17 protein-coding genes and 1 tRNA gene are annotated in these 21,025 nt (G+C 44.6%); 10 read left to right on the forward strand and 8 right to left on the reverse strand.

What is annotated here, in order from left to right; all coding sequences use genetic code 11:
- Positions 1–121: 121 nt before the first annotated feature.
- From rsmA to malQ, 3 genes are all read right to left on the reverse strand, one after another.
- Complete coding sequence (gene rsmA, locus PMG71_RS07710) at positions 122–946, reverse strand: 16S rRNA (adenine(1518)-N(6)/adenine(1519)-N(6))-dimethyltransferase RsmA (RefSeq protein ID WP_283753078.1); 825 nt, start codon at positions 944–946, stop codon at positions 122–124.
- Positions 947–1,037: 91 nt separating this feature from the next.
- The gene (gene cysC / locus PMG71_RS07715; RefSeq protein ID WP_283753079.1) at positions 1,038–1,568 is read right to left on the reverse strand and encodes an adenylyl-sulfate kinase; all 531 of its coding nucleotides are present in this window, start codon (positions 1,566–1,568) and stop codon (positions 1,038–1,040) included.
- Between the two features lie 121 nt (positions 1,569–1,689).
- A complete protein-coding gene (malQ, locus tag PMG71_RS07720; protein ID WP_283753080.1) occupies positions 1,690–3,204 on the reverse strand; it encodes a 4-alpha-glucanotransferase in 1,515 nt (504 codons plus the stop codon).
- A gap of 186 nt (positions 3,205–3,390) precedes the next feature.
- Between malQ and treS the strand changes: the two genes are divergently transcribed.
- Positions 3,391–6,882 carry a maltose alpha-D-glucosyltransferase gene (treS, locus tag PMG71_RS07725; RefSeq protein ID WP_347179224.1) on the forward strand — a complete coding sequence of 1,164 codons (3,492 nt, stop codon included), beginning with the start codon at positions 3,391–3,393 and terminating at the stop codon, positions 6,880–6,882.
- A gap of 155 nt (positions 6,883–7,037) precedes the next feature.
- On the opposite strand, the gene PMG71_RS07730 is transcribed toward treS, so the two are convergent.
- The 4 genes from PMG71_RS07730 to PMG71_RS07745 form a co-directional block, all read right to left on the reverse strand.
- Positions 7,038–7,481, reverse strand: a complete 444-nt coding sequence (locus PMG71_RS07730) for a rhodanese-like domain-containing protein (RefSeq protein ID WP_283753082.1) — start codon at positions 7,479–7,481, stop codon at positions 7,038–7,040.
- A 188-nt stretch (positions 7,482–7,669) separates the two neighbouring features.
- Positions 7,670–8,905, reverse strand: a complete 1,236-nt coding sequence (locus PMG71_RS07735; RefSeq protein ID WP_283753083.1) for a lipid-A-disaccharide synthase-related protein — start codon at positions 8,903–8,905, stop codon at positions 7,670–7,672.
- A gap of 184 nt (positions 8,906–9,089) precedes the next feature.
- Positions 9,090–10,394 carry a hybrid sensor histidine kinase/response regulator gene (locus PMG71_RS07740; protein ID WP_283753084.1) on the reverse strand — a complete coding sequence of 435 codons (1,305 nt, stop codon included), beginning with the start codon at positions 10,392–10,394 and terminating at the stop codon, positions 9,090–9,092.
- On the reverse strand, positions 10,351–12,270 hold the full coding sequence (locus tag PMG71_RS07745; RefSeq protein WP_283753085.1) for a two-component system response regulator: 1,920 nt from the start codon (positions 12,268–12,270) through the stop codon (positions 10,351–10,353). Before PMG71_RS07745 ends, PMG71_RS07740 begins: the two co-directional genes overlap by 44 nt.
- 180 nt (positions 12,271–12,450) lie before the next feature.
- Between PMG71_RS07745 and PMG71_RS07750 the strand changes: the two genes are divergently transcribed.
- From PMG71_RS07750 to PMG71_RS07790, 9 genes are all read left to right on the forward strand, one after another.
- Positions 12,451–13,983, forward strand: a complete 1,533-nt coding sequence (locus tag PMG71_RS07750; protein ID WP_283753086.1) for a TolC family protein — start codon at positions 12,451–12,453, stop codon at positions 13,981–13,983.
- A 305-nt stretch (positions 13,984–14,288) separates the two neighbouring features.
- Positions 14,289–15,791: a sensor domain-containing diguanylate cyclase gene (locus tag PMG71_RS07755; protein WP_283753087.1), complete on the forward strand. Its 1,503-nt coding sequence runs from the start codon at positions 14,289–14,291 to the stop codon at positions 15,789–15,791.
- 52 nt (positions 15,792–15,843) lie between these two features.
- On the forward strand, positions 15,844–16,071 hold the full coding sequence (locus PMG71_RS07760; protein WP_283753088.1) for a DNA-directed RNA polymerase subunit omega: 228 nt from the start codon (positions 15,844–15,846) through the stop codon (positions 16,069–16,071).
- Positions 16,068–16,550, forward strand: a complete 483-nt coding sequence (locus tag PMG71_RS07765; RefSeq protein WP_283753089.1) for a hypothetical protein — start codon at positions 16,068–16,070, stop codon at positions 16,548–16,550. Before PMG71_RS07760 ends, PMG71_RS07765 begins: the two co-directional genes overlap by 4 nt.
- Positions 16,504–16,899: a DUF1818 family protein gene (locus tag PMG71_RS07770; RefSeq protein WP_347179223.1), complete on the forward strand. Its 396-nt coding sequence runs from the start codon at positions 16,504–16,506 to the stop codon at positions 16,897–16,899. The genes PMG71_RS07765 and PMG71_RS07770 overlap by 47 nt, the downstream gene beginning before the upstream one ends.
- 36 nt (positions 16,900–16,935) lie before the next feature.
- Positions 16,936–17,009, forward strand: a tRNA-Pro gene (locus PMG71_RS07775).
- A 252-nt stretch (positions 17,010–17,261) separates the two neighbouring features.
- A complete protein-coding gene (locus PMG71_RS07780; protein ID WP_283753091.1) occupies positions 17,262–18,656 on the forward strand; it encodes an NCS2 family permease in 1,395 nt (464 codons plus the stop codon).
- A gap of 110 nt (positions 18,657–18,766) precedes the next feature.
- Positions 18,767–19,144, forward strand: coding sequence for a DUF1823 family protein (locus tag PMG71_RS07785; RefSeq protein WP_283753092.1), 378 nt, complete (start codon positions 18,767–18,769; stop codon positions 19,142–19,144).
- Between the two features lie 203 nt (positions 19,145–19,347).
- Positions 19,348–20,475, forward strand: a complete 1,128-nt coding sequence (locus PMG71_RS07790; protein ID WP_283753093.1) for a hybrid sensor histidine kinase/response regulator — start codon at positions 19,348–19,350, stop codon at positions 20,473–20,475.
- Here PMG71_RS07790 and patD read toward each other — a convergent pair.
- Positions 20,472–20,834 carry a heterocyst frequency control protein PatD gene (patD, locus tag PMG71_RS07795; RefSeq protein ID WP_283753094.1) on the reverse strand — a complete coding sequence of 121 codons (363 nt, stop codon included), beginning with the start codon at positions 20,832–20,834 and terminating at the stop codon, positions 20,472–20,474. The two genes, PMG71_RS07790 and patD, sit on opposite strands and share 4 nt — an antisense overlap.
- Positions 20,835–21,025 lie beyond the last annotated feature (191 nt).

Below are 21,025 nucleotides of genomic sequence, written 5' to 3' on the forward strand. Positions count from 1 at the left end.
GGGCAAGATGCCCGCACTCCTCTAATCCCTTGATATTACTGGAGTGGGAGCGTCTCGCTCCCTAAATTTTTAATCATGGTATTTCCGCTTCGCGGACATGAACAATCGGACTTGATATCATTTATGAGACGCTTTCTTGTAAGGTATCACTGAGCTTAACCCAGTTTTCTAGGCTGAGGTCTTCAGCACGAGCTTGGGGATTGATGTGGAGTTGCTCTAGAATGGTAGCCAGGCGATCGCTCTCAATCATCGATTTTAAGTTATTCCGTAACATTTTCCGTTTGGAGGAAAAGCCTAGAGTGACAATTTGTTCTAAATGACGGGGGTTAAGCGCGGGTTTTTCTAGACTTCTGGGAGTTAAGCGAATGACGGCTGATTCGACTTTGGGAGGGGGATAAAAGGCTTTTGCGGGTACAGGGCAGATGAGTTCACAATGGGCTAAATACTGGACGCGAACGGATAGCGCACCAAAGGCTTTGGTACTGGGATGGGCAACTAGGCGATCGGCGACTTCTTTTTGTACTAATAAAACAATGCTATCATAGTTTTTGGGCACAGGTGAAGCAATTTTGCCCAAGAGTTTTTCTAAAATGGGCCCGGTAATATTATAAGGAATATTAGCGACTACCTTATTAAGATTTTTAAATAAGGGATAAGGAGAAAGTAAATCTTCTAGGTTTAAGGATAAGATATCTCCTTGTAAGAGGAGAAAATTTTGCTTTTCTCTAAACTTTTTGGCTAATTTTTTACACAAATCTCGGTCAATTTCTACAGAAACTACAGCCTCTGCATGGGTAATGAGTTGACGGGTTAAAACTCCCATTCCTGGGCCAATTTCTAAGATTTTATCGCTGGCTTGTAAATTGGAAGCTGCAACAATTTTATTCAGAATCGATTCACTGTTGAGCCAATGTTGGGCAAATCGTTTGCGGGGTTGAAAATTCATGTTCTATCAAGTCCGGTTAAACCATTCAAAAAGCCTCCCCTTAACCTCTAATATAGTATCTACGAGTGGGGAGGCTAGGTTACTTAATACCCTACTGCAAATAACCCATTTCTACTAATTTATTCCAGACTTTATCCACACTTTCAGATAACTCTTCGAGATCGGTGCGGCATTCAATTTCGGGGTTTTCTGGGGGTTCATAGGGGTCAGAAATACCGGTGAATTGTTTAATTTCTCCCGCTCTAGCCCGTTTGTATAATCCTTTGACATCCCGTTCTTCACAAACGGCTAAGGGAGCATTAACAAAGACTTCTACAAAATCCCCGATTCTCTGGCGTACTTCTTCTCGAATGGCGCGATAGGGAGAAATGGCAGAGACTAAAACAATGACCCCATTTCGGGTTAATAAATGGGAGACAAATCCAATGCGGCGGATATTTTCATCTCGGTCTTCTTTGCTAAAGCCTAATCCTTTAGTCAGGTTTGTGCGGACAATATCGCCATCTAGGACTTCTAATTTAACTTCAGCAGCGCGTAATTTTTTTTCTAGGGCTTGGGTAATGGTGGTTTTACCAGCGCCACTGAGGCCGGTAAACCAGAGTGTAACACCACGGTGATTCATATCGAAGAACAAGTTTTAGGATTTGGATCTACTGTACTATTTTCCGGTCAACTTGCGAAAGTCAGTAATGAGTAAGGAACTGACAAGGGGCAATTGGCTCTCAGCCCCTTGTCTTAAAGGATTAGCGGCCGTAGGATTGGGTTAGGTGTCGCAGGCGATCGCCTAATTCATCACTCAACATCCCTAGATTATCATAGCGCCAACGCCAGTTTCCCGCACTGACGCTGGGATCGTTCATCCGTCCCTGATTGTCTAAACTGAATAAATCTTGTAGAGGAAGAATTGCCCAAACTGCCACAGAACTTAAGGCTGTGCGAATCAACAGCCAAGAAATCTCAGTAATTTCTTCCGGGGAAGCATAACCGAGATATTGGGCTAAATGCTGTTTTTCTTTTTCCCCGGCGTTTTTCCACCATCCCACTGACGTATCATTATCGTGGGTTCCTGTGTAGACGATCGCGTTTTGGGGATAATTATGGGGTAAATAGGCATTATCTGCTCCACCGCCAAAAGCAAATAGGAGAATTTTCATTCCGGGAAAGTTAAAATGATCCCGTAATTCTTCCACTTCTGGGGTAATAATGCCCAAATCTTCAGCTAAAACCGGTAGATTTCCCAAGGCTTCAGCCAAGGTTTGGAAAAATTCAAATCCGGGAGCTTTAACCCATTCTCCATTCATGGCTGTTTCTTCTCCGGCTGGCACTTGCCAATAGGCTTCAAAGCCTCGGAAATGGTCAATCCTTACCACATCTACATATTGCAGGGTGGCTCGGAAGCGTTCAATCCACCAAGCATAATTCGTTTCTTGTAATTTATCCCAATCGTAAACCGGATTGCCCCACAATTGCCCGGTAGCACTAAAATAATCGGGGGGTACACCCGCCATCCAAGCGGGTTCTAAGGTGTCCGGATCTAACTTGAAAATTTCGGGATTTGCCCAGACATCGGCGCTATTGTGGCAGACGTAAATCGAGACATCACCGATAATTTGAATGCCTTTTTCGTTGGTGTACTGGCGCAGATTTTGCCACTGTTCAAAAAACTTGAATTGCAGAAATTGATGGTATAGGATGGAATCAGCAAGGGTTTCTTTTTTCTGAGTGAGGACTTCGGGATGACGACGGGCGATCGCCGATTCCCAATGATTCCAAGCTTGTCCTCCATTTTCTTCCATCAGGGACATAAACAACACATAGTCATCCAACCAACTCGCCTGTGCCTGGCAAAATTCAGTGAAGGCAGGATTTTCTTCTTCTGCTAACTGTTCCTTAAAGGTTTCATAGGCTTGTTTGAGGAAGCCATACTTATGGGGAATTACGCGATCGAAATTGACTCGGTTATCTGAAATATCTTCTCCACTTAGAGGGGTTAATTCTTCAGAATTTAATAATCCTTCTGCGGCTAATTGCTCTAAACTAATCATCAATGGATTACCCGCAAAAGCGCTGTAATTCATGGTGTAAGGAGAATGTTCATAACCGGTTGGCCCCAAGGGCAAAATTTGCCATATTTTTTGCCCACTGCGAGCGAGGAAATCAACAAACCCATAAGCATTCTCTCCTAAATCGCCAATTCCAAAGGAACTGGGCAAGGAGGTTGGGTGTAATAAGATGCCACTTGCGCGTTCAAAAGCCATAGTGATTACAAACTCTACAAGAGATACGGACGATTCGTCCTCTCCATAGAATAAGGCAAAAAGTGCCCGGCGATCGCTGGGACGGATTTGTTGTTTTTTTAGTCAGCTACTGATTTTCCCAGGCTACCCCTATTTTTTGCTTCAGGTATTAAAATGAAAAGTCAAGAACATTGGACGATAGAAGAAATGCGCCACTCCATCCTCAAAGACGATCCCCTTTGGTTTAAAGATGCCATTATTTATGAAGTCCCTGTCCGCGCCTTTGCCGATAGCAACGGAGACGGTATTGGTGATTTTGGTGGACTGAAGGACAAGCTCGATTACATCCAAGAATTAGGGGTAACTGCTCTGTGGATACTGCCCTTTTTCCCTTCTCCTCTCAGAGATGATGGCTATGATATTGCTGATTACAATAGCGTCAACCCCATTTATGGAAACCTAGAGGACTTCAAAGAATTCTTACGGGAGAGCCATAAACGAGGGATTCGAGTGATTATCGAATTAATTGTGAATCATACCTCTGACCAGCATCCCTGGTTTCAGCGAGCCAGAAAAGCACCACCAGGGTCACCAGAGCGAGAGTTTTATGTCTGGAATGATAGCCCGAACAAGTATCAAGGCGCTCGGATTATTTTCCAAGATTTTGAACATTCTAACTGGTCTTGGGATTCGGTGGCGAATTCCTATTATTGGCATCGGTTTTATTCCCATCAACCGGACTTGAATTATGAAAATCCGGCGGTGCAAAAAGCGGTTTTGGAAGTAGTGGATTTTTGGTTAGAGATGGGGGTGGATGGTCTGCGCTTAGATGCGGTTCCCTATCTGTATGAGGAGGAGGGAACGAATTGCGAAAACTTGCCCCAAACCCATAAGTTTTTGCAAGATCTGCGGAGCCATATGGATACTAAATTTCCCAACCGCATGTTATTAGCGGAAGCCAATCAATGGCCAGAGGATGCGGCGGCCTATTTTGGCCAAGGGGATGAATGCCATATGAATTTCCATTTTCCCCTGATGCCGCGTCTGTTTATGGCTCTGAAGATGGAGGATAGTTTTCCGATCATTGATATTTTGCAGCAAACGCCCCAGATTCCGAATAATTGTCAGTGGGCGCTGTTTTTGCGAAATCATGATGAACTGACTCTGGAAATGGTGTCTGATGAAGACCGGGATTATATGTATCGGGTGTATGCTCAAGATCCGCAAGCGCGGATTAATTTGGGGATTCGTCGGCGTTTGAGTCCGTTGATGGATAACGATCGCCGCCGGATAGAATTGCTCAATAGTCTGCTCTTCTCTCTGCCAGGAACTCCCGTCCTCTATTATGGGGATGAAATCGGCATGGGGGATAATATTTATTTAGGCGATCGCAACGGAGTCCGTACCCCCATGCAATGGAGCGCAGACCGGAACGCCGGATTTAGCCGCACCAACCCCCAACGGCTCTATGCTCCCCCCATTCTCGACCCCGAATACCACTATGAAGCGGTCAATGTGGAAGCTCAACGGAGCAATACCAACGCTCTTTGGTGGTCAATGAAACGGCTGATTGCCACCCGCAAACGGTTCCAAGCCTTCGGTCGCGGTAGCTTTGAATTCCTCTATCCTGATAACCGCAAAGTGCTTGCCTTTACTCGCACCTATGCCGGAGAACATATCCTAATTGTCTCTAACCTCTCCCGGTTCGTGCAAACTGTCGAGCTAGATCTGACTCCCTTCCAAGGGATGAAACCCGTAGAAATCTTTGGGCGGACGGAATTTCCCACCATTGAGGATGCTCCCTATTTTCTCAGTCTCAGTCCCTACGCCTTCTACTGGTTCACCCTACAGGTAGAAGAGAACATCATCCCCACCCCCGTCCCTGTTACTCAACTCCCGACCCTAGAAGTGCCTACAGGCCCCTGGCCGAGCGCGTTCTATCAAAATGAACCCAAAACCCGCTTTGAACTGCATCTGCCCCACTACCTGATGACTCGCTCTTGGTTTAAGGGGAAATCGCGCACGATTCAATCGACCCAAATCAGTGATGTGATTCCCATTGCTTACCAAAACCGGGAAGCGCAGATTCTGCTCATTCAGGTGAACTATACCGAAGGTTCAGCCGAAACCTATGCTTTTTCCATTGCTTATGAAGCCATCAGTGATGATGAAAACCCCCTTCATGGAGAGCATATGATTGCCAAAATCAATGTTCAAGAAGCGAGCGAAATGGGGATTTTATATGAAGCTAGTGCCGATCCAGACTTCTTGAAATTTATGTTAGAGGCGATCGCCAACGGTTGGGAATATCAAGGCATTGAAGGCAAAGTCGTCCCCTATGTGTTCCAAAAACCGGAACAATTCGAGCAAGGGATTGAGTCCTTCGAGCCACACCTACTACGGGGAGAACACAAACATACCTCTATTATCTATAGCGATCCCCAAACAGAAGCCGATCGCCATCATCTGGTTCTCAAACTTTTCCGACAAATTGAAGAAGGAATCAATGCCGATCTAGAAATTGGGGAATTTCTCACCCGCAGAATTAGCTCAGAGCTAGAACCCAACCCCAAAACCTTCTCCCTGCGATCGGGGCAAATTACTCCCTTTTATGGCTCCCTAGAATATCGTCGCCCCGGTAAACCCTCCATGACCATTGGGGTACTGCGGGACTTCATCCCCGATATCCGCGACGCTTGGTCGTACACCCTGGATACTCTGCGCGGTTATTTTGAGCAAGTGATGGCTACTCCCACCGAGATTGCCGATCTTCCCCTACCTACCCTCAAGGACTTCACCCTAGATGTGACCTCCAAACCCGACGACTTAGACAACGACGATCCCATTGATGAGATTCCCGAAGTCGTTTACTCCCTGATTGGGTCTTATCTGGGTTCTGCGGAACGTCTGGGCCAATATATGGCCGAGTTTCATCTGGCTCTAGCTGGCGATCGCGAAAATCCCCACTTTGCCCCAGAACCCTTTTCTTCCTTCTATCAACGCTCAATCTACCAATACATGCGGAATCTGAGCGGTAAAACCTTCCTGTTCTTGCAAAAGCGCCTCAACCGACTCCCAGAAGACCTGCAACCGGTTGCCATGGCCCTCATTAATCGCAAGGAACAAGTCTTAGAACGCTTTGGCTCGGTCATCGATTTGAAAATTACCGCCCTGAGAACCCGTTGCCATGGGGATTATCACTTAGAACAAGTCCTCTATACCGGTAAAGACTTTGTGATTACCAACTTTGAAGGGGAAACCAACCGCCCCTTAAGCGAACGACGGATGAAGCGATCGCCCCTGCGAGATGTAGCCGGAATGCTCCAATCCTTCCATTATGCTGCCAGTGTTGCCCTGCAACAAGAAGTCGATAATGGCATGATTGACCCCGAAAACCTCTCGGAAATGGAGCAATGGTCAGATTTTTGGTGCAGTTGGGTAAACCTCGTGTTTATCAAAGCCTATCTGCAAACCGCCAGCCAAGGTAACTTCCTCCCCCACGATCCCAGGGAAATGCAAGTCTTACTCGACGCTTACATCCTAGAAAAATCGGTCTACGCCATTTCCTACGAACTCACCCATCGTCCCACTTGGGTGAAAATTCCCCTTTCTCGAACCTTAAAACTCTTGCAAGTTCTCGATATGTCCTATCTTATCCCGCTCCTACAGTCCCGTAGCGCTTCGGGCGGTAATGGGTAATGGGAAAACCATCCAATTAATCCATAATTTCCCCTTCTTTTAGGCAATGCCCACCTTCTGAGAAATATTTTTCAATATTTTAGATGGGTTGAGTGCTTGAATTAAAAACTTGGCGATCCGGTTAGGGGGTGAAAATCACCCCCTATTTTTGGGGTTTAAAAGAGGTTAGCTTCGGTGGTTGGGGCGATAGTTTTACGCCAGGCTTGAATGCCTCCTTCTAGACTGACGGCTTGAATACCGGCTTGTTCAAGGATTTGTTGGGCTTTGCCGGAGCGAAATCCGGAGAAGCAATAGAGGATGACGAGGCGATCGCCAGCTAATTGACGAATTTTGTCTATTCCTTCTCCAGATTCAATTTCAGCTAGGGGAATTAAGGGACTCTCGCCAATGCGATCTTGGGCGTATTCTTGAGGGGTGCGAACGTCGATAAAGAGGGCTTTTTGGGCTAAGGTTCCCGGTGTTTCAGCCACCAGTTGCCTCACCTGAGTGACACTGATTTCGGCGATCGCCTCTTGGGTATTACCGGGAAGGGCACAACCGGCGATCGAGGCACTTAAATATAAACCAGATAGAGCTAAAATCCAGCGTTTGGCTTGCATAAGGGATAAGGGATAAATTCGATCTCCAGTATAGGGCGATCGTCTGTGGAATGAGGCAATAGAGGAGAGGAGTGTGTTAGCGACAGCGCAGGGCACGCAATTAAAAACCACAGAGACACGAAGGACACTGAGTAGTTATCGCCGGATACCCAACTTTAAAAACATGGGAACTAATTTTCAGAAGTAGATCAAGGCCGATTTGAATTACTTTCGGCAGAGTTTGGGGTTGGCGGATCTAGATGTCTCTCACTCCTAGCGGAAACTGTGATAATTTCCTGGGCAAATCTCTGGGAAGCTCCTATGGAGCCAATCCGTTCTTGGCCATTTTTAACACAAGTTTCTAGATACTGCCGATCGCCGAGAATGTGCAAGATTTTGGCGGCTGCTTCTGCTAAAATAGCTGGGGTCGCGGGCCCTGTTCCTATGGTAGTAATGGATGGCCCTAACAGTCGCATTTGAGCTTCGGCAAACCGATAGGTGAATTGGGGCCCTTTACCGGCAATTTGCACAATGGGTTTCCCTAGTCCCACGGCTTGTTCTACGGCGGTTCCTGCCATACCAATCACCAGATTACACCGGTGGAGAATGTCGGGAAAGGCATCAAAATGATAGTGAATCATAGTGTGGTTTTTGGTGAGTTTTCCGGGGCTATAATGCCAACCTTCTTCAGCCGCTAGGGTTTGTATTTGACTCTCTTTAAGATTAGGAACTAAGGCCGCTTGAAATTGTAGGAGTTTCTGGGATGAGAGAATTTCGCACAGGCGCAATTGTAGGGCAAAGTTTTCTAAGGCTTCAGGAAGACGACTACCGGGTAAAAGGGCAATCAGGGGTTGATTAGAGTCTAGGTTTAAGGGTTTTCCCGTTGGCGTTAGGGTATCCATAAAGGGACACCCGATAAATGTGGTGTTGGGGAATCCTTGGTGCTGTAAATCCCTGGCAGTCAAGGCATCGCGGGTATAAATTTTTTGGCATTGGGGCGATCGCAAACATTGGGCCGTCAACCATGGTAACTTAACCTTGCCCTCATAGTAGCTAGATGTAGACACCACAAACGCCACATAAGGACGACCCGTTAACTGTGCTAACCCAATGGGGACAATATCCCCAACCGCCACCAACAGGTCACACTTCTGACTATAGCGCTGCACTGCCCGAATCTGCCGCCAAGTTAAGCCAATCAAACCCGAAAACAAATCTTTGAGCAGATAAAGGGGATTCATATACCATATCCCTCCAGAGGGTAGAGTCCGCGTCGGGCCAATAATCGGCACATCCAAGCGGCGATAAGCTCCCCCTGCACCCACCAAAGGCATAGCCGCAACCTCCACCTGGGGATAATACCCTTGCAAAGCCTTAACAATTAAACTGCCATTGAGGTCTTCCCCATGGCCATTACTGAGAAATAGGAGGGATGAGTGATGCATAGGATGAAACTCCCAGACGGTAAGTCAAGAGTATCAAATTCTCATCCCCATTTTGAAGCCATAAAAAGGGCGGGTCTTGCCTAAAGCCGTCCCGCCACCTGGTCACCAAGGAGAAACCATAAAGGGGTGACGAGGGACTCATACAGAAAGTTCCCAACTGGGATAAAAATCCCCCTAAAATGGCTTATTCCTTGACTGGCAACGTTACAGTAAAAGTAGTTCCTTCTCCGAGTTGCGAGGTAAAGCTTAGGGTTCCTTGATGTTTATCTTCAATAATTTCACGGGAAATAGCCAACCCTAATCCTGTACCTTTATTCACTCCTTTAGTCGTAAATAGATAATCAAAGATTTTCTCTTTAATTTCCGGTTTCATGCCTATGCCATTATCGTGAATCTCAATTTTCACTTGATTGTTATCGCCATCATAACCGGTAGTAATCACAATTTCATTGGGCTGATTTTGAATGTCTTGATAACTTTTGCCTTGATTAGAATCTTCTAGGGCATCAATAGCATTAGCTAACAGATTCATAAACACCTGATTCAATTGTCCCGGATAACAGGGAATGGGGGGTAAATCACCATAGTTTTTAGTAATTTGAATTTCAGGTCGATAGTCTTTCGCTTTTAGGCGATGCCTGAGAATCATAATTGTACTGTCTATGCCATCATGACAGTTAAAGTCCACTTTTTGATCGCTATCAGCACGGGAAAAGGTACGCATCGATTGACTAATGTTAGTAATGCGATTGGTTCCTTCTTCCATCGATTTAAGGAGTTTGGGAAAATCTTGCTGTAAGTAGTCAAAGTCAATGGCTTCTAATTCCTCCAGAATGTCCTCATCAGGTTGAGGATATTTGTCTTGATAGAGTTGAATCAGATTAATTAAGTCTTGGGCATAATTTTTGGCTTCGGCAATATTGCCCGCAATGAAGCCAACGGGATTATTAATTTCATGAACAATGCCCGCGACCAGTTGCCCTAAAGAGGACATTTTTTCAGTTAGAACCAATTGAGATTGGGCTTTTTTGAGTTCTGCGGTTCGTTCCTCAACTTTGTGTTCCAATGAAGCATTTACACTAGCGAGTTCTTGGGTGAGAGATTGTAATTTTAGATGTAAGTTAATGCGGGCTAAGACTTCTTCTTGTTGAAAGGGTTTGGTAATATAATCCACAGCTCCAGAACTGAGTCCTTTAACTTTATTATTGGCATCAGCTAAGGCAGTCATGAAAATAATGGGAATCGTATTAATTTTGGGAGTCTCTTTGATGCGACGGCAGGTTTCAAAGCCATCGATTCCCGGCATCATGATATCGAGTAAAATTAAGTCGGGCTGGATAGAAGTGAGTTTTTCTAAGGCGTTTAAGCCATCTTTGGCGACTAATACCTTAAATCCTTCTTCTTTGAGAAAGTTGAATAAAACTTTGATATTCGTGGGATTGTCGTCAACCACTAGCAGGGTTTTTTGATCCAGAGAAGAAGTATTCATAGGTCAATTCATGGGGTAATGTTTGAATAAAATTAGTGGCCGCTTCAGGATTTAGGGATTGGGAAAATAAGAAACCTTGGCCAAATTCGCACCCTATTTCTTGGACAATGTTCAGTTGTTGTTCAGTTTCTATGCCTTCAGCCACCAGATCCATATCCAAATGATGAGCTAAGGAAATGATGGTTTGAATGATGGCTAAACCTTCTGCACTGTCGAGACGAGCAACAAAGCATCGGTCAATTTTTAGGGTATCGACCGGAAAGGAATGCAGACGACTTAGGGAAGAGTAGCCTGTGCCAAAATCATCAATGCAAATTTTGATGCCTTGATGATGAATTTCTTCTAGGATTTTAGTGGGCATTCCTTCATTTTCTAAAAAGGCACTTTCGGTAACTTCGAGTTTGATTTGATGGGGTAAAATATCATATTCATTACAGATCGTTGTGAGGGTTTTGAGGATGTTAAAATTTTGAAGTTGTAAGGGGGAGAGATTGACATTAATGACTAAATTTTGGGTATGGGGAAATTGTTGATGCCATTGTTGGAGTTGTTTGCAGGCTAAGGTAAGCGCGATAAATCCTAGTTCTTCAATAAATCCAGTTTCTTCGGCTAGGTCAATAAAGTATCCGGGGAAAATGAGTCCCCGTTGAGGATGTTGCCAGCGAATTAAGGCTTCAAAACCGACGAGTTGATGGCTATCAAGAGCAATAATGGGTTGATAGTGTAGCTCGAATTCATGATTGTGGATGGCTAAAGGTAATTCGGCTTCGAGTTGAATGCGTTGTAAGGCGCGAGATTGGAGTTGGGGGTTGAGGATGGAATACCCGGTTTTTCCGGCACGTTTGGCTTCTGACATGACGATATCTGCATCGCGGAGAATGTCGGTCATTTGCTGATAACCGAGGATGGATGGAATGATGCCAATGCGAGCATGGAGGCAAATGGGGTAGTGACCGATGGTAATAGGCGATCGCAAATGGTCTAGAATACGGTTGGCGATCGCCTCTAAATCCATATTTTCCTGTTTTTCTAGTATTAATAAGAACTTATCCCCCCCTAAACGAGCCACCTGTCCTCGTCCTCGCCAACATCCTAATAGCCGCTCGGCTACCACTTTCAGCACTCGATCCCCAATGCGATGGCCTAAATGATCGTTGATACGCTTAAAATGTCCTAAATCCAAGAAAAAAATTCCATAATTAGTCTGATACAAACCAGAAAAATTATCTAACAATGTCGATAAATATTGAGTCACCCATAACCGATTATATAATCCCGTTAAATGATCGTGAGACGCTTCATAACTCAATTGCTCTTCCCTGGCTTGCAGTTGCTCTAAGGCAGATGAGAGTTCCTCAGTGCGCTCGATTACACGACTTTCTAAATCTTCATTTAAATGTTTTAATTGAGTTTCCGCTAATAGTCTGGCTTGAATTTCTTTGTGTAGTTGCTCATTCTTGTCTCGTAAATTTTGGGTTAAGGAGCGTAGCTTCAGATGGAGTTGAATCCGACTTAACACTTCTTCTTGATAGAAAGGTTTAGTAATGTAGTCTACCGCACCGAGTTTCAATCCCTTTACCTTATCTTCATTCTCGGATAAAGCGGTCATAAAAATGATCGGGATATCCTGAGTCTGGGGATTTCCTTGCAGTTGATGACACACCTCAAAACCACTGATTTCTGGCATCATCACATCCAACAGGATTAAATCTGGATGGGTTTGATATACTTTATCTAGGGCATTTTTGCCATCTGTAGCCACTAATACCCTAAACCCTGCTTTTTTCAGCAAGTTAAATAGCACCCTGAGATTGTTGGTATTATCATCAACAATCAGAATCAGTCCAGATTGGGTTGTATGGGGTGGGTTAACCATATCTCCATATTGCGATCTCAGTGTTGGTGTACCTGACTGGTTGCTCTCTCAATCTGTACATTTCCTTTCTAATTTTGATTGTAGCATCATTATTTTTCTTTTATAGGCAAGGGATCTCCTGTTTTCCTCAAATTTAATTTCAGATTAAATTCACGTTAAAAATTTACCGAAAGACCCACTATGAGCCGTTATCAATACTTGTTGAGCATCAGAAAAGGAATCACTCTCTTTATTGCCTCTGGATGGCTATTTACCTTATCTAGTCTAGGTTTTAGTGGCTTCCTTTCTGCTCAAGGAACTCCCCTCCCCAAGCAAAATGTTCACTCTGAACAGACTACTGAAAGAACACCCTTATCTTTGGCGATCGCCGATGTAGTACAATTAGTGATTGAAAATAACACAGAAATCAAAAACGCCTATCTCGATCGCATTTCTCAACGCCAAGATCTCGTGGTTGCCGAAGATAAATTTAACCCCAATATTACCCCTAGACTCTTACTTAACGCTCGTCGAGAATCCATTGGCCCCATTATTGCCCAAAGTGAAGGCTTAGACCTTGGTGCATCCCTAAATACCCAACTCCCTATCGGCAGTGAAATTACTCTAAACTGGAGAACTTTACGCCGTTTTGAACGACAATATAGTGCCACCGATCCCTTCGATCGAAGGACATTAAATCATGAAATTCAACTGCAATTCAAACAGCCCTTATTGCGAGGTTCAGGGGTTGAAGTTAATCAAGCATCTATTGAGCGTGCCCGATTGAGGAATCAAGTGCAAATTTTAGAAGTGCAATCCACATTAATGGATAAAGTCACTGAATCTATTTTATTATATCGTCAACTTTTTCAACGTCAAGAAGAACTGAAAATTGCCCAATTAACCCTAGAAAACTCCCGCCGTCTTCTAGAAGTCACTGAAGCTTTAATTGAGGCAGGAAAACGGGCCCCAGTAGAGCGTATTCAAGGAGCAGCAGATGTAGCCAATCAAGAACTCAATGTTTTAGATGCTCAAAATGCTTTAGATGCAGCTCGATTGCAATTGTTAAATCTATTAGAACTCGATCAAAATTTAGCGATTGTGGCTCAACCCCCCAATCTAGAAAATCGACCCATATTAGAGATCCAAGAATTATTGGCTTTAGCCCTACAAAATAGCCCTACCTACTTGGTCGCACAACTCAACCAAGAAATCGCTAACTATGATTTCATAGAAGCAGCAGATGAACGGCGATGGAATTTAGATTTAGAGGCAGATTATAATTGGCTTCCTAGTAATTTAATTGACACTCGATCCGATCTTAGTCTCGCCTTGACCTTGAGTAAAACTTGGGGAGATTTGCAGCCCGAACAGCGCTTTCAACAAAGCCAAGTTAACGTGAACAAAACTCAAAATACTCTCGATCAAATCTATTCTAGCTTGAATATTGATCTGAATAATTTAATCCGCAATATTCAACTCACTTGGGAACAGTTTGAGCAATCTAAAAGTAGAACTCAGTTGGTGCAAGAGCAACTGGAAGCAGAAGAAATTAAACTACGTTTGGGCATTGAAGGGACATCCCTAACCGATATTATTCGTTTTCAAAATGATTTAGCCCAGGCTCAACAAAATGAATTACGAATTTTAATTCAGTATCTTGATGCTTTAACTCGTCTGGATCGGAGTGTGGGAATTACCTTAGAGCGGTGGAATTTAAATCCAGAAATTTAGTAATTTTTTAGGTAATTAGTGGTTATATCTGAAGTGAACTGAGCTAGAATCTTAACCCAAGAGATGCTGGCTTTATCCTCTTAGATTGTCAATCCCTGAGAGAAGTGTTAAGATAAGAGCAAAAGAATCTACATCTTAGCCCCTCTTCCTGTAAAGGAAATCTTCTAACATCAAAAACAATACTGATTGAACTCCAAGTTCATGAACCCTTAATTATTTAGATTCGCTTAACAAGTTATGGAATTTAACCCAGTTCTGGGGAAAGAGAGATTTCAAAACTTGAAGATCGAAGGAGAGAACCAGTAATGAATTGTCTATTTAATCAAATTTTAAGCCTTAAATATAAAGTAACTTATGCGATTGTTAATTCAGAATTTTCGATCGTAGATGCTGACGATAATTTTAACTGTGTTTTTCCGGAAATCTCTCTTGAGGTTGGTGGCGATCTTCGGGAAAAGTTTCTGTTTTTAAGATCTGTGAATTTAGAGAAATTGCTCGCCAACCCATCAGTAGAGAAAGAAGGCTATTTAGGTGAGAATTACCTCAAGATCACTCTGATGGCAATTCCGAATCAGCAAGAAGCTAAGGGGGAAGCGGAATACTTGGTAATGATTGAAGATCAAACTCAATCCGATCGCAGGGAAGAGCAACTCAACCAACAAAACCAAGCCGATCGCCTCTTACGAGAGATGATTGAAAAGATCCGTCAATCTGTGGAGCTGGAAGAAATACTGCAATTAACGGTCGATCGACTGCAAACTTTCTTGGGATTAGACCGAGCCTTTATCTACTATTTTAATCCAGATTGGAGCGGTACAGTGGTGGTTGAAGCCTTAAATTCAACTTGTAATTCTATTTTGGATCAGCCCATTGAACAGTTTTACACTAAAGACCAAGTGAGCCTCTATCAAGAAGGACAATGGAGCCAAATCAACACTCTAGAAATGGCTGAACTCCCAGAAACTGAGCGAGAATTTCTGAGTAAGCTGGAAGTGCGATCGCAATTAGTTTTTCCCATTCAACTGGGAATTCCCTTAACCCAACCCACCCAAAACACCTTTAAATTAGGTCAGTCCAATTTACCCATCGCCCCCCATCACCATCACCTCTATGATAGCTATCTTTGGGGGCTGCTCATCGTCCATCAATGCCATCAATGCCGAACCTGGGAACCCTGGGAAACTGAACTGCTTAAAGATATCAGTCATCATCTCAGCATTGCCATTCAACAGTCCCAACTCTACGAACAACTCAAAGAAGCCAACCAAGAACTCAAACAACTGGCAGCCTCCGATAGCCTCACCCAACTATATAATCGTCGCCGTTTCGAGCAAGTGCTGCAACAAGAATGGCGAAGACTGGGCAGGGAGCGATCGCCCCTCGGACTCATTCTTTGTGATATAGATTACTTCCGACTCTACAACGAAGCCTACGGTTACTTAAGCGGTGACTTTTGCCTGCAACTGATTGCTGATGCCGTGCGCGAAGCCCTCAAACGGCCCGCCGACCTCGTGGCTCGGTATGGCGCAGAAGAATTTGCCGTCCTCCTCCCCAATACCGACCTTTCCGGCAGCGCCCATGTTGCCCATATGATTCAAAACAACATCATCAACCTCGATCTAGAACACAAAACCTCCCCCGTCGCCCCCCACGTTACCCTCAGTATGGGAGTAGCAGCCCTCATCCCCCGTATCGAGACCCAACCCCAATTCCTCCTGGAACTTGCCCGCTATGTTCTCGACCAAGCCAAACGCAACGGCCGTAACCAAATTGTGGCCGCCAATTCCTCCGTGCTGCTCGACTTTTAGCCAGAACCGGTAAACTAGAAAAAGTATTGAGTTAACTCCTAAACACTCCCCTATGCTAAAGCGCTCTTCCGTAGACAACCAAGAATTAATGCGTCGTGCTGAAGAACTCATTAGTGCTGCATCCAATCGCTATCGGATTACAGTACAAGTAGCCCATCGCGCCCAACGTCGCCGCTACGAAGAATTTGATAGCCTCGATGATCCGAAAATGAAACCCGTCATTCGAGCCGTAATCGAAATGTCAGATGAGTTAACCCAACCCGAAATCATTGGTGAATGAAACAAGGACGATTTTTGGTCATCGGTTTAGCTGTACTAGGGCTGATGGTGTTCTCCTTCATGCCCTTACAGCCGTTCCATTCTCCAGCCGCCTTAGCCCAGAGTCGGATTCGATCTAGGGATCTGTGGCGGTTGGTGTATGAACAACTCCCCGACTTCCCCCTTGAAAATGATTACGTCAGCACATTGACTGGGGAAGTTAACCCAGACAATACCCTAGTCGAGAGGCTGATTCGTTATCATCTCTATGTTAAAAAACGCACGCCCCTCTATCGATTAGATTGGAAGTTAACCCTAGCCGATTATTTGGGAGCGAATGAGATTATGTACGAAGAGAGTTATCCTAGTGCAGATGTGTTGACGGAAAATCCCTTCAAGAGAGACCGTCAAGCTGTGGAAAATTTGACGCGATCGCAACGGGACGCTTTAATTGATGTCCTCGTTAGTCTTTATAATCCCCAAAACCCACAGCGTGATTAAGCAAGGACTCCAATGGCGCGTTGGCTGGAAACCTGAAGCCTCAGCATATCCCGCTTTACTCGGTGGTGCAGATTGGGCGATCGAACTGACTGCCCCAGAACTACAAGAATTTCAGAACCTCTTGCAACACCTGATCCACAGCCTAGAGCAAATCGCCCCCGAACTGATGGACGAAGAAAAAATAACCTGTGAAGCCGAAGGTCGTCTTCTGTGGATGGAAGTTCAAGGTTACCCCCATAGCTTTAGCCTCCATTTCATCCTCAACACCGGTCGTAGAGCCGAAGGAAGTTGGCCGGCAACCGTCACTCCAGAAGTAATTCAAGCTTTAAATACCTTAGAGGGGTTTTAATTTTCAAAATCCTGTGTTATGATGAAAATCTGTGACCGGGGCGTAGCGCAGCTTGGTAGCGCACCACTTTGGGGTAGTGGGGGTCGTGGGTTCAAATCCCGCCGCTCCGATTGATTAAAAAGGCTTGTATGGCAGAGTTTTCACCCTCGACCGCCACTCCCAAAAGGGATGCCTGCACCTAAATTCACCATAGCACTCCCCCCAATGGGGGTCAAGTAACTAGGTCATGGGGTAAGATATAAATAGATATCCTCTATGACCACCATAGAGAACCACCATGGCCCTGAATTTTGTATTCAGGGTTGCTCTGTAGGAGGGGAGACAGTGGTATGGTGTGGGCGAAATGCTTAGTTTGAACATTTATGAATGAAGAGCAAGAACACTCCGAGTCTCCTTCCTTATCTTTCCTAGACAGGATGGGTGAGTTTTTCCAATGGGATGTTTTGAATACCACTTGGCAGACGGAAGTTTTGGCTGGGGCGACGACATTTATTACCATGGCTTATATTTTGGTCGTCAACCCGGACATTTTGTCGAATGCTGTTTTTTTACAAGAGAGTCGTGACTTATTCGGGGAGTTGGTAATCGCTACGGCCTTTTCGGCGGCGATCGCCTCTTTAGTGATGGGATGTTATGCCAAATATCCATTTGCCCTAGCTCCAGGCATGGGATTAAACGCCTATTTTACCTTCTCCATTGTCCTCAGATTGGGAATTGATTGGCGGGTGGCCTTAACGGCGGTTTTCCTTGAAGGTCTCATTTTTATCGGCTTAACCCTCTCCAATATTCGCGCTCAGATTGTCACCGCAATTCCCGCTTGTATTAAGCACTCTACCTCGGCTGGGATTGGTTTATTTATTACTTATATTGGTCTCAAAAACGGTGGTTTGATTGTGGCGAATGAGGTCACCACAACGGCTTTAGGAGAGTTAAGTAATCCTGTAGCATTAATAGCGATCTTTGGTATCCTAATTACGGCTGCATTTGTGGCTCGCCGGATTCGTGGGGCCCTGTTGTTAGGGATTTTGGCCACAGCCGTTTTAGCCTGGATTTTGGGTGTTGCCCCCCTACCCAGTGGGGTTTTGGCCCTTCCTCAATGGCCTAGTGATTTGTTCGGTCAAGCGTTTGTGGGGTTATCTAACCTCAATCAAATCCCCTTTTGGGATCTGTTGGCTATCCTGTTTGTATTGCTGTTTGTCGATTTATTTGATACCGTAGGAACCTTAGCCGGGATTGGCATGAAAGCCGGTTTGATTAATCAGCGCGGTGAGCTACCCCGTGCGAGCGAAGCGTTTATGGCCGATGCGGTGGGAACAACATTTGGAGCAATTTTAGGCACATCAACGGTCACCACTTATATTGAGTCAGCTTCAGGAATTTCTGAAGGGGGGCGATCGGGGTTTACGGCCGTGGTTGCAGCCCTATTCTTTGCCCTGTCGATCTTCTTTATTCCCCTAATTTCGGGTATTCCTCCCTTTGCTACTGCCCCCGCATTAGTCATTATTGGGGTACTAATGATGGGAAGTGTACGGTCAATTCATTGGGACGATCCGGCGGAGTCTATCCCTTCGTTCTTGACGTTAGTCTTTATACCTTTTAGTTTTTCGATTGCTGAAGGGTTGGCGATCGGATTTATTACTTATCCCTTACTCAAATCTTTTCAAGGGAAAATGCACGAAGTTCGCCCTGCGGTATGGCTAATTGCAGTCATCTTTACCTTAAGGTTTGTGCTGATGGCTCTAGAGATTGGGGGTTAGCTGTGGAATACCCAAGCATTTAAAGATATATTAATGAATTGTGGTAACTAACACTGGGGATAACCGGTATAATTGGCCCGTTCATCCATGGTTCGCTCAATAGTCCATCCATGTCGAATTTACCCCCACTTACTGATGAAACCATTTGGGCGATCGTAGACGAAAGCCTACATAATAGCCTAGACGATCAAATCGTTAATGAATTAGTCTGGCATTATTTAGGCTATCGCTATAATCCGGAAAGCCAAACCTGGAATATCAGCCAAGTCATTGATGATTGGGGCGAAGTTTATCCTGAACCCCCAGATTTTATTGATTCCCGTCCAGCAACCCTTAAGCTAACTCGCTCTATTCCTCCAGAAAATAAACAGCTTCTGAAACAAGAATTAGGATTTAAGGGATATAAAATTGGCGAATTTGGGCCGCGACAAACTCGACGAGCAACGATGGCCAATTGGTTGCTCAGTTATCGTAAAATTCATCAGTAAAGAGAAGGTTTTCATCAAGTTACGTCAATTAGAGTTTTGATTCCCATGAAGGTGCATCTGGACTGGGGTAGCGTGAAATTATTCATGGTTTTAAGGTTGGATGACTTTTCAGTGAATTATCTATGCTCACCCTCTAGCCTGAGATCTTAGATCCCTAATCTGAGATGATAGATGTACCCTCTAAGCCCTATACCCACTCTCTGATGTCTTCGTTGATTCTCATTGTTGAGGAAGATCCTCCGTTAGCTCAAGAGTTAAGTTTATCGATCCAGCCGCCTTTAAGTGAGGCGATCGCTCCCCATCAGTATGTCACTCAAACCGTCAGCGAGATTGCAGAACTGACAACAGAACAACCTCATCTGATTATTGTGGATGTCAACTGTGGGAACCTAAAACCGCTTGCTGAGGCGATCGCCTATCAAAAGGATTGCCCAGCTTACCCTCCGGCCATTTTAGCGATCAGTGCCTGCCGCCAATCGGATTTTATTACCCAAGTTTTAGACATGGGGGCTGATGACTATTTACCCAAACCCATCCATCCTCAACTGCTCAACAAACGGATTGCCAGCTTACTATGCGTCTCTAATCCCCAAGATCGCTGCCTCATTGACCCTTATTTAAACCAAGCCTTAAATCACCTACAAGCGCTCAATGAGCTAAAATCCCGCATTATTACCACCATTTCCCATGAATATCGAACCCCCCTCACCACCATTGGGTTATCTGTGGGGATGCTAGAGCGCTATCGAGATAAATGGGATAAGCAAAAGCAGGATAAGCATTTTGACCGCATTCATAAAGCCATTAACCATATGACCAGCCTCTTAGAGGATATCCTGTTTATCAAGGATGCGGATTTTGGCTTGCTGGAATTTAACCCCACAGTCGTAGAGGTGATTCCCCTATTTGAACAAGTCATCGCCAGAATGAAGGCGATCGCCGGTTCCCAATATTCCCTAGAATTTCTCCCCCAAGACTGCGTAACCTCCTGGACGCTCGATAGTAGCTTAATCGAACAAATGCTCGTTCATTTACTCTCCAATGCCATAAAATATTCTCCCCAGGGGAGTAAAGTATTTATTCGTGTCCGATGTCTGAGCAATACCATTGAATTTCAGATCCAAGATCAAGGCATTGGCATACCCGAATCCGAACAACAGCATCTCTTTGAATCCTTTCATCGCGGCAGCAATATTGGCAATATTGGCGGAACCGGCCTCGGTCTTTCCATCGTTAAAAAATGTGTTGACTTACACAATGGAACCATTCATATTGATAGCCAACTCAACCAAGGAACCACCTTTACCATTACCTTACCCGCTAGACCCTAATCCTCAATTCCCAAAATCATCTCGCTATAGCGAATCAGCGCCTGAGTATAATTACTAATTTTCTTTTTTCTCTGCTCTTTCGCCAATTTTTGGTGACTAATTTGGTAAAATGTAATTTCAGTTACCAATAATTTCATCTGTTTATGCATCTCCGTGTGAATCGACTGCCAAGCCATCCCCATGGGGGGATCGACTCCATCCCCAGCCAAGGGTGCAATCTGTTGCCCAAAAAAATCCTCAGCCTCCTGACTAGCTGAAATGAATCGGTCTGGAGTTGTCTCAGTTGTGGACAAAATTAAAACTTTATTTAAAATTTCCAGAAAATTCTGGTAAATCTGTACATGCTCTTTAGATAACATACAGGTATTTCATCCCCTCGCTTTTTTAGAGGTGTAAAGTTATATTATTCAATAACAGAGGCTTAGAGGTAACCTGACATCAGGGTAAACTTCTGCATTAACTCCACCACCAGCTATTTGCCATTACTATAATCCTCATCTCGTAATCTGGAGACCTTGGACGATTTCGAGAGCAGATTGGCTATTCTATC

The sequence above is a fragment of the Roseofilum acuticapitatum BLCC-M154 genome (genome assembly GCF_030068475.1).
Classification (GTDB): Bacteria; Cyanobacteriota; Cyanobacteriia; order Cyanobacteriales; family Desertifilaceae; genus Roseofilum; species Roseofilum acuticapitatum.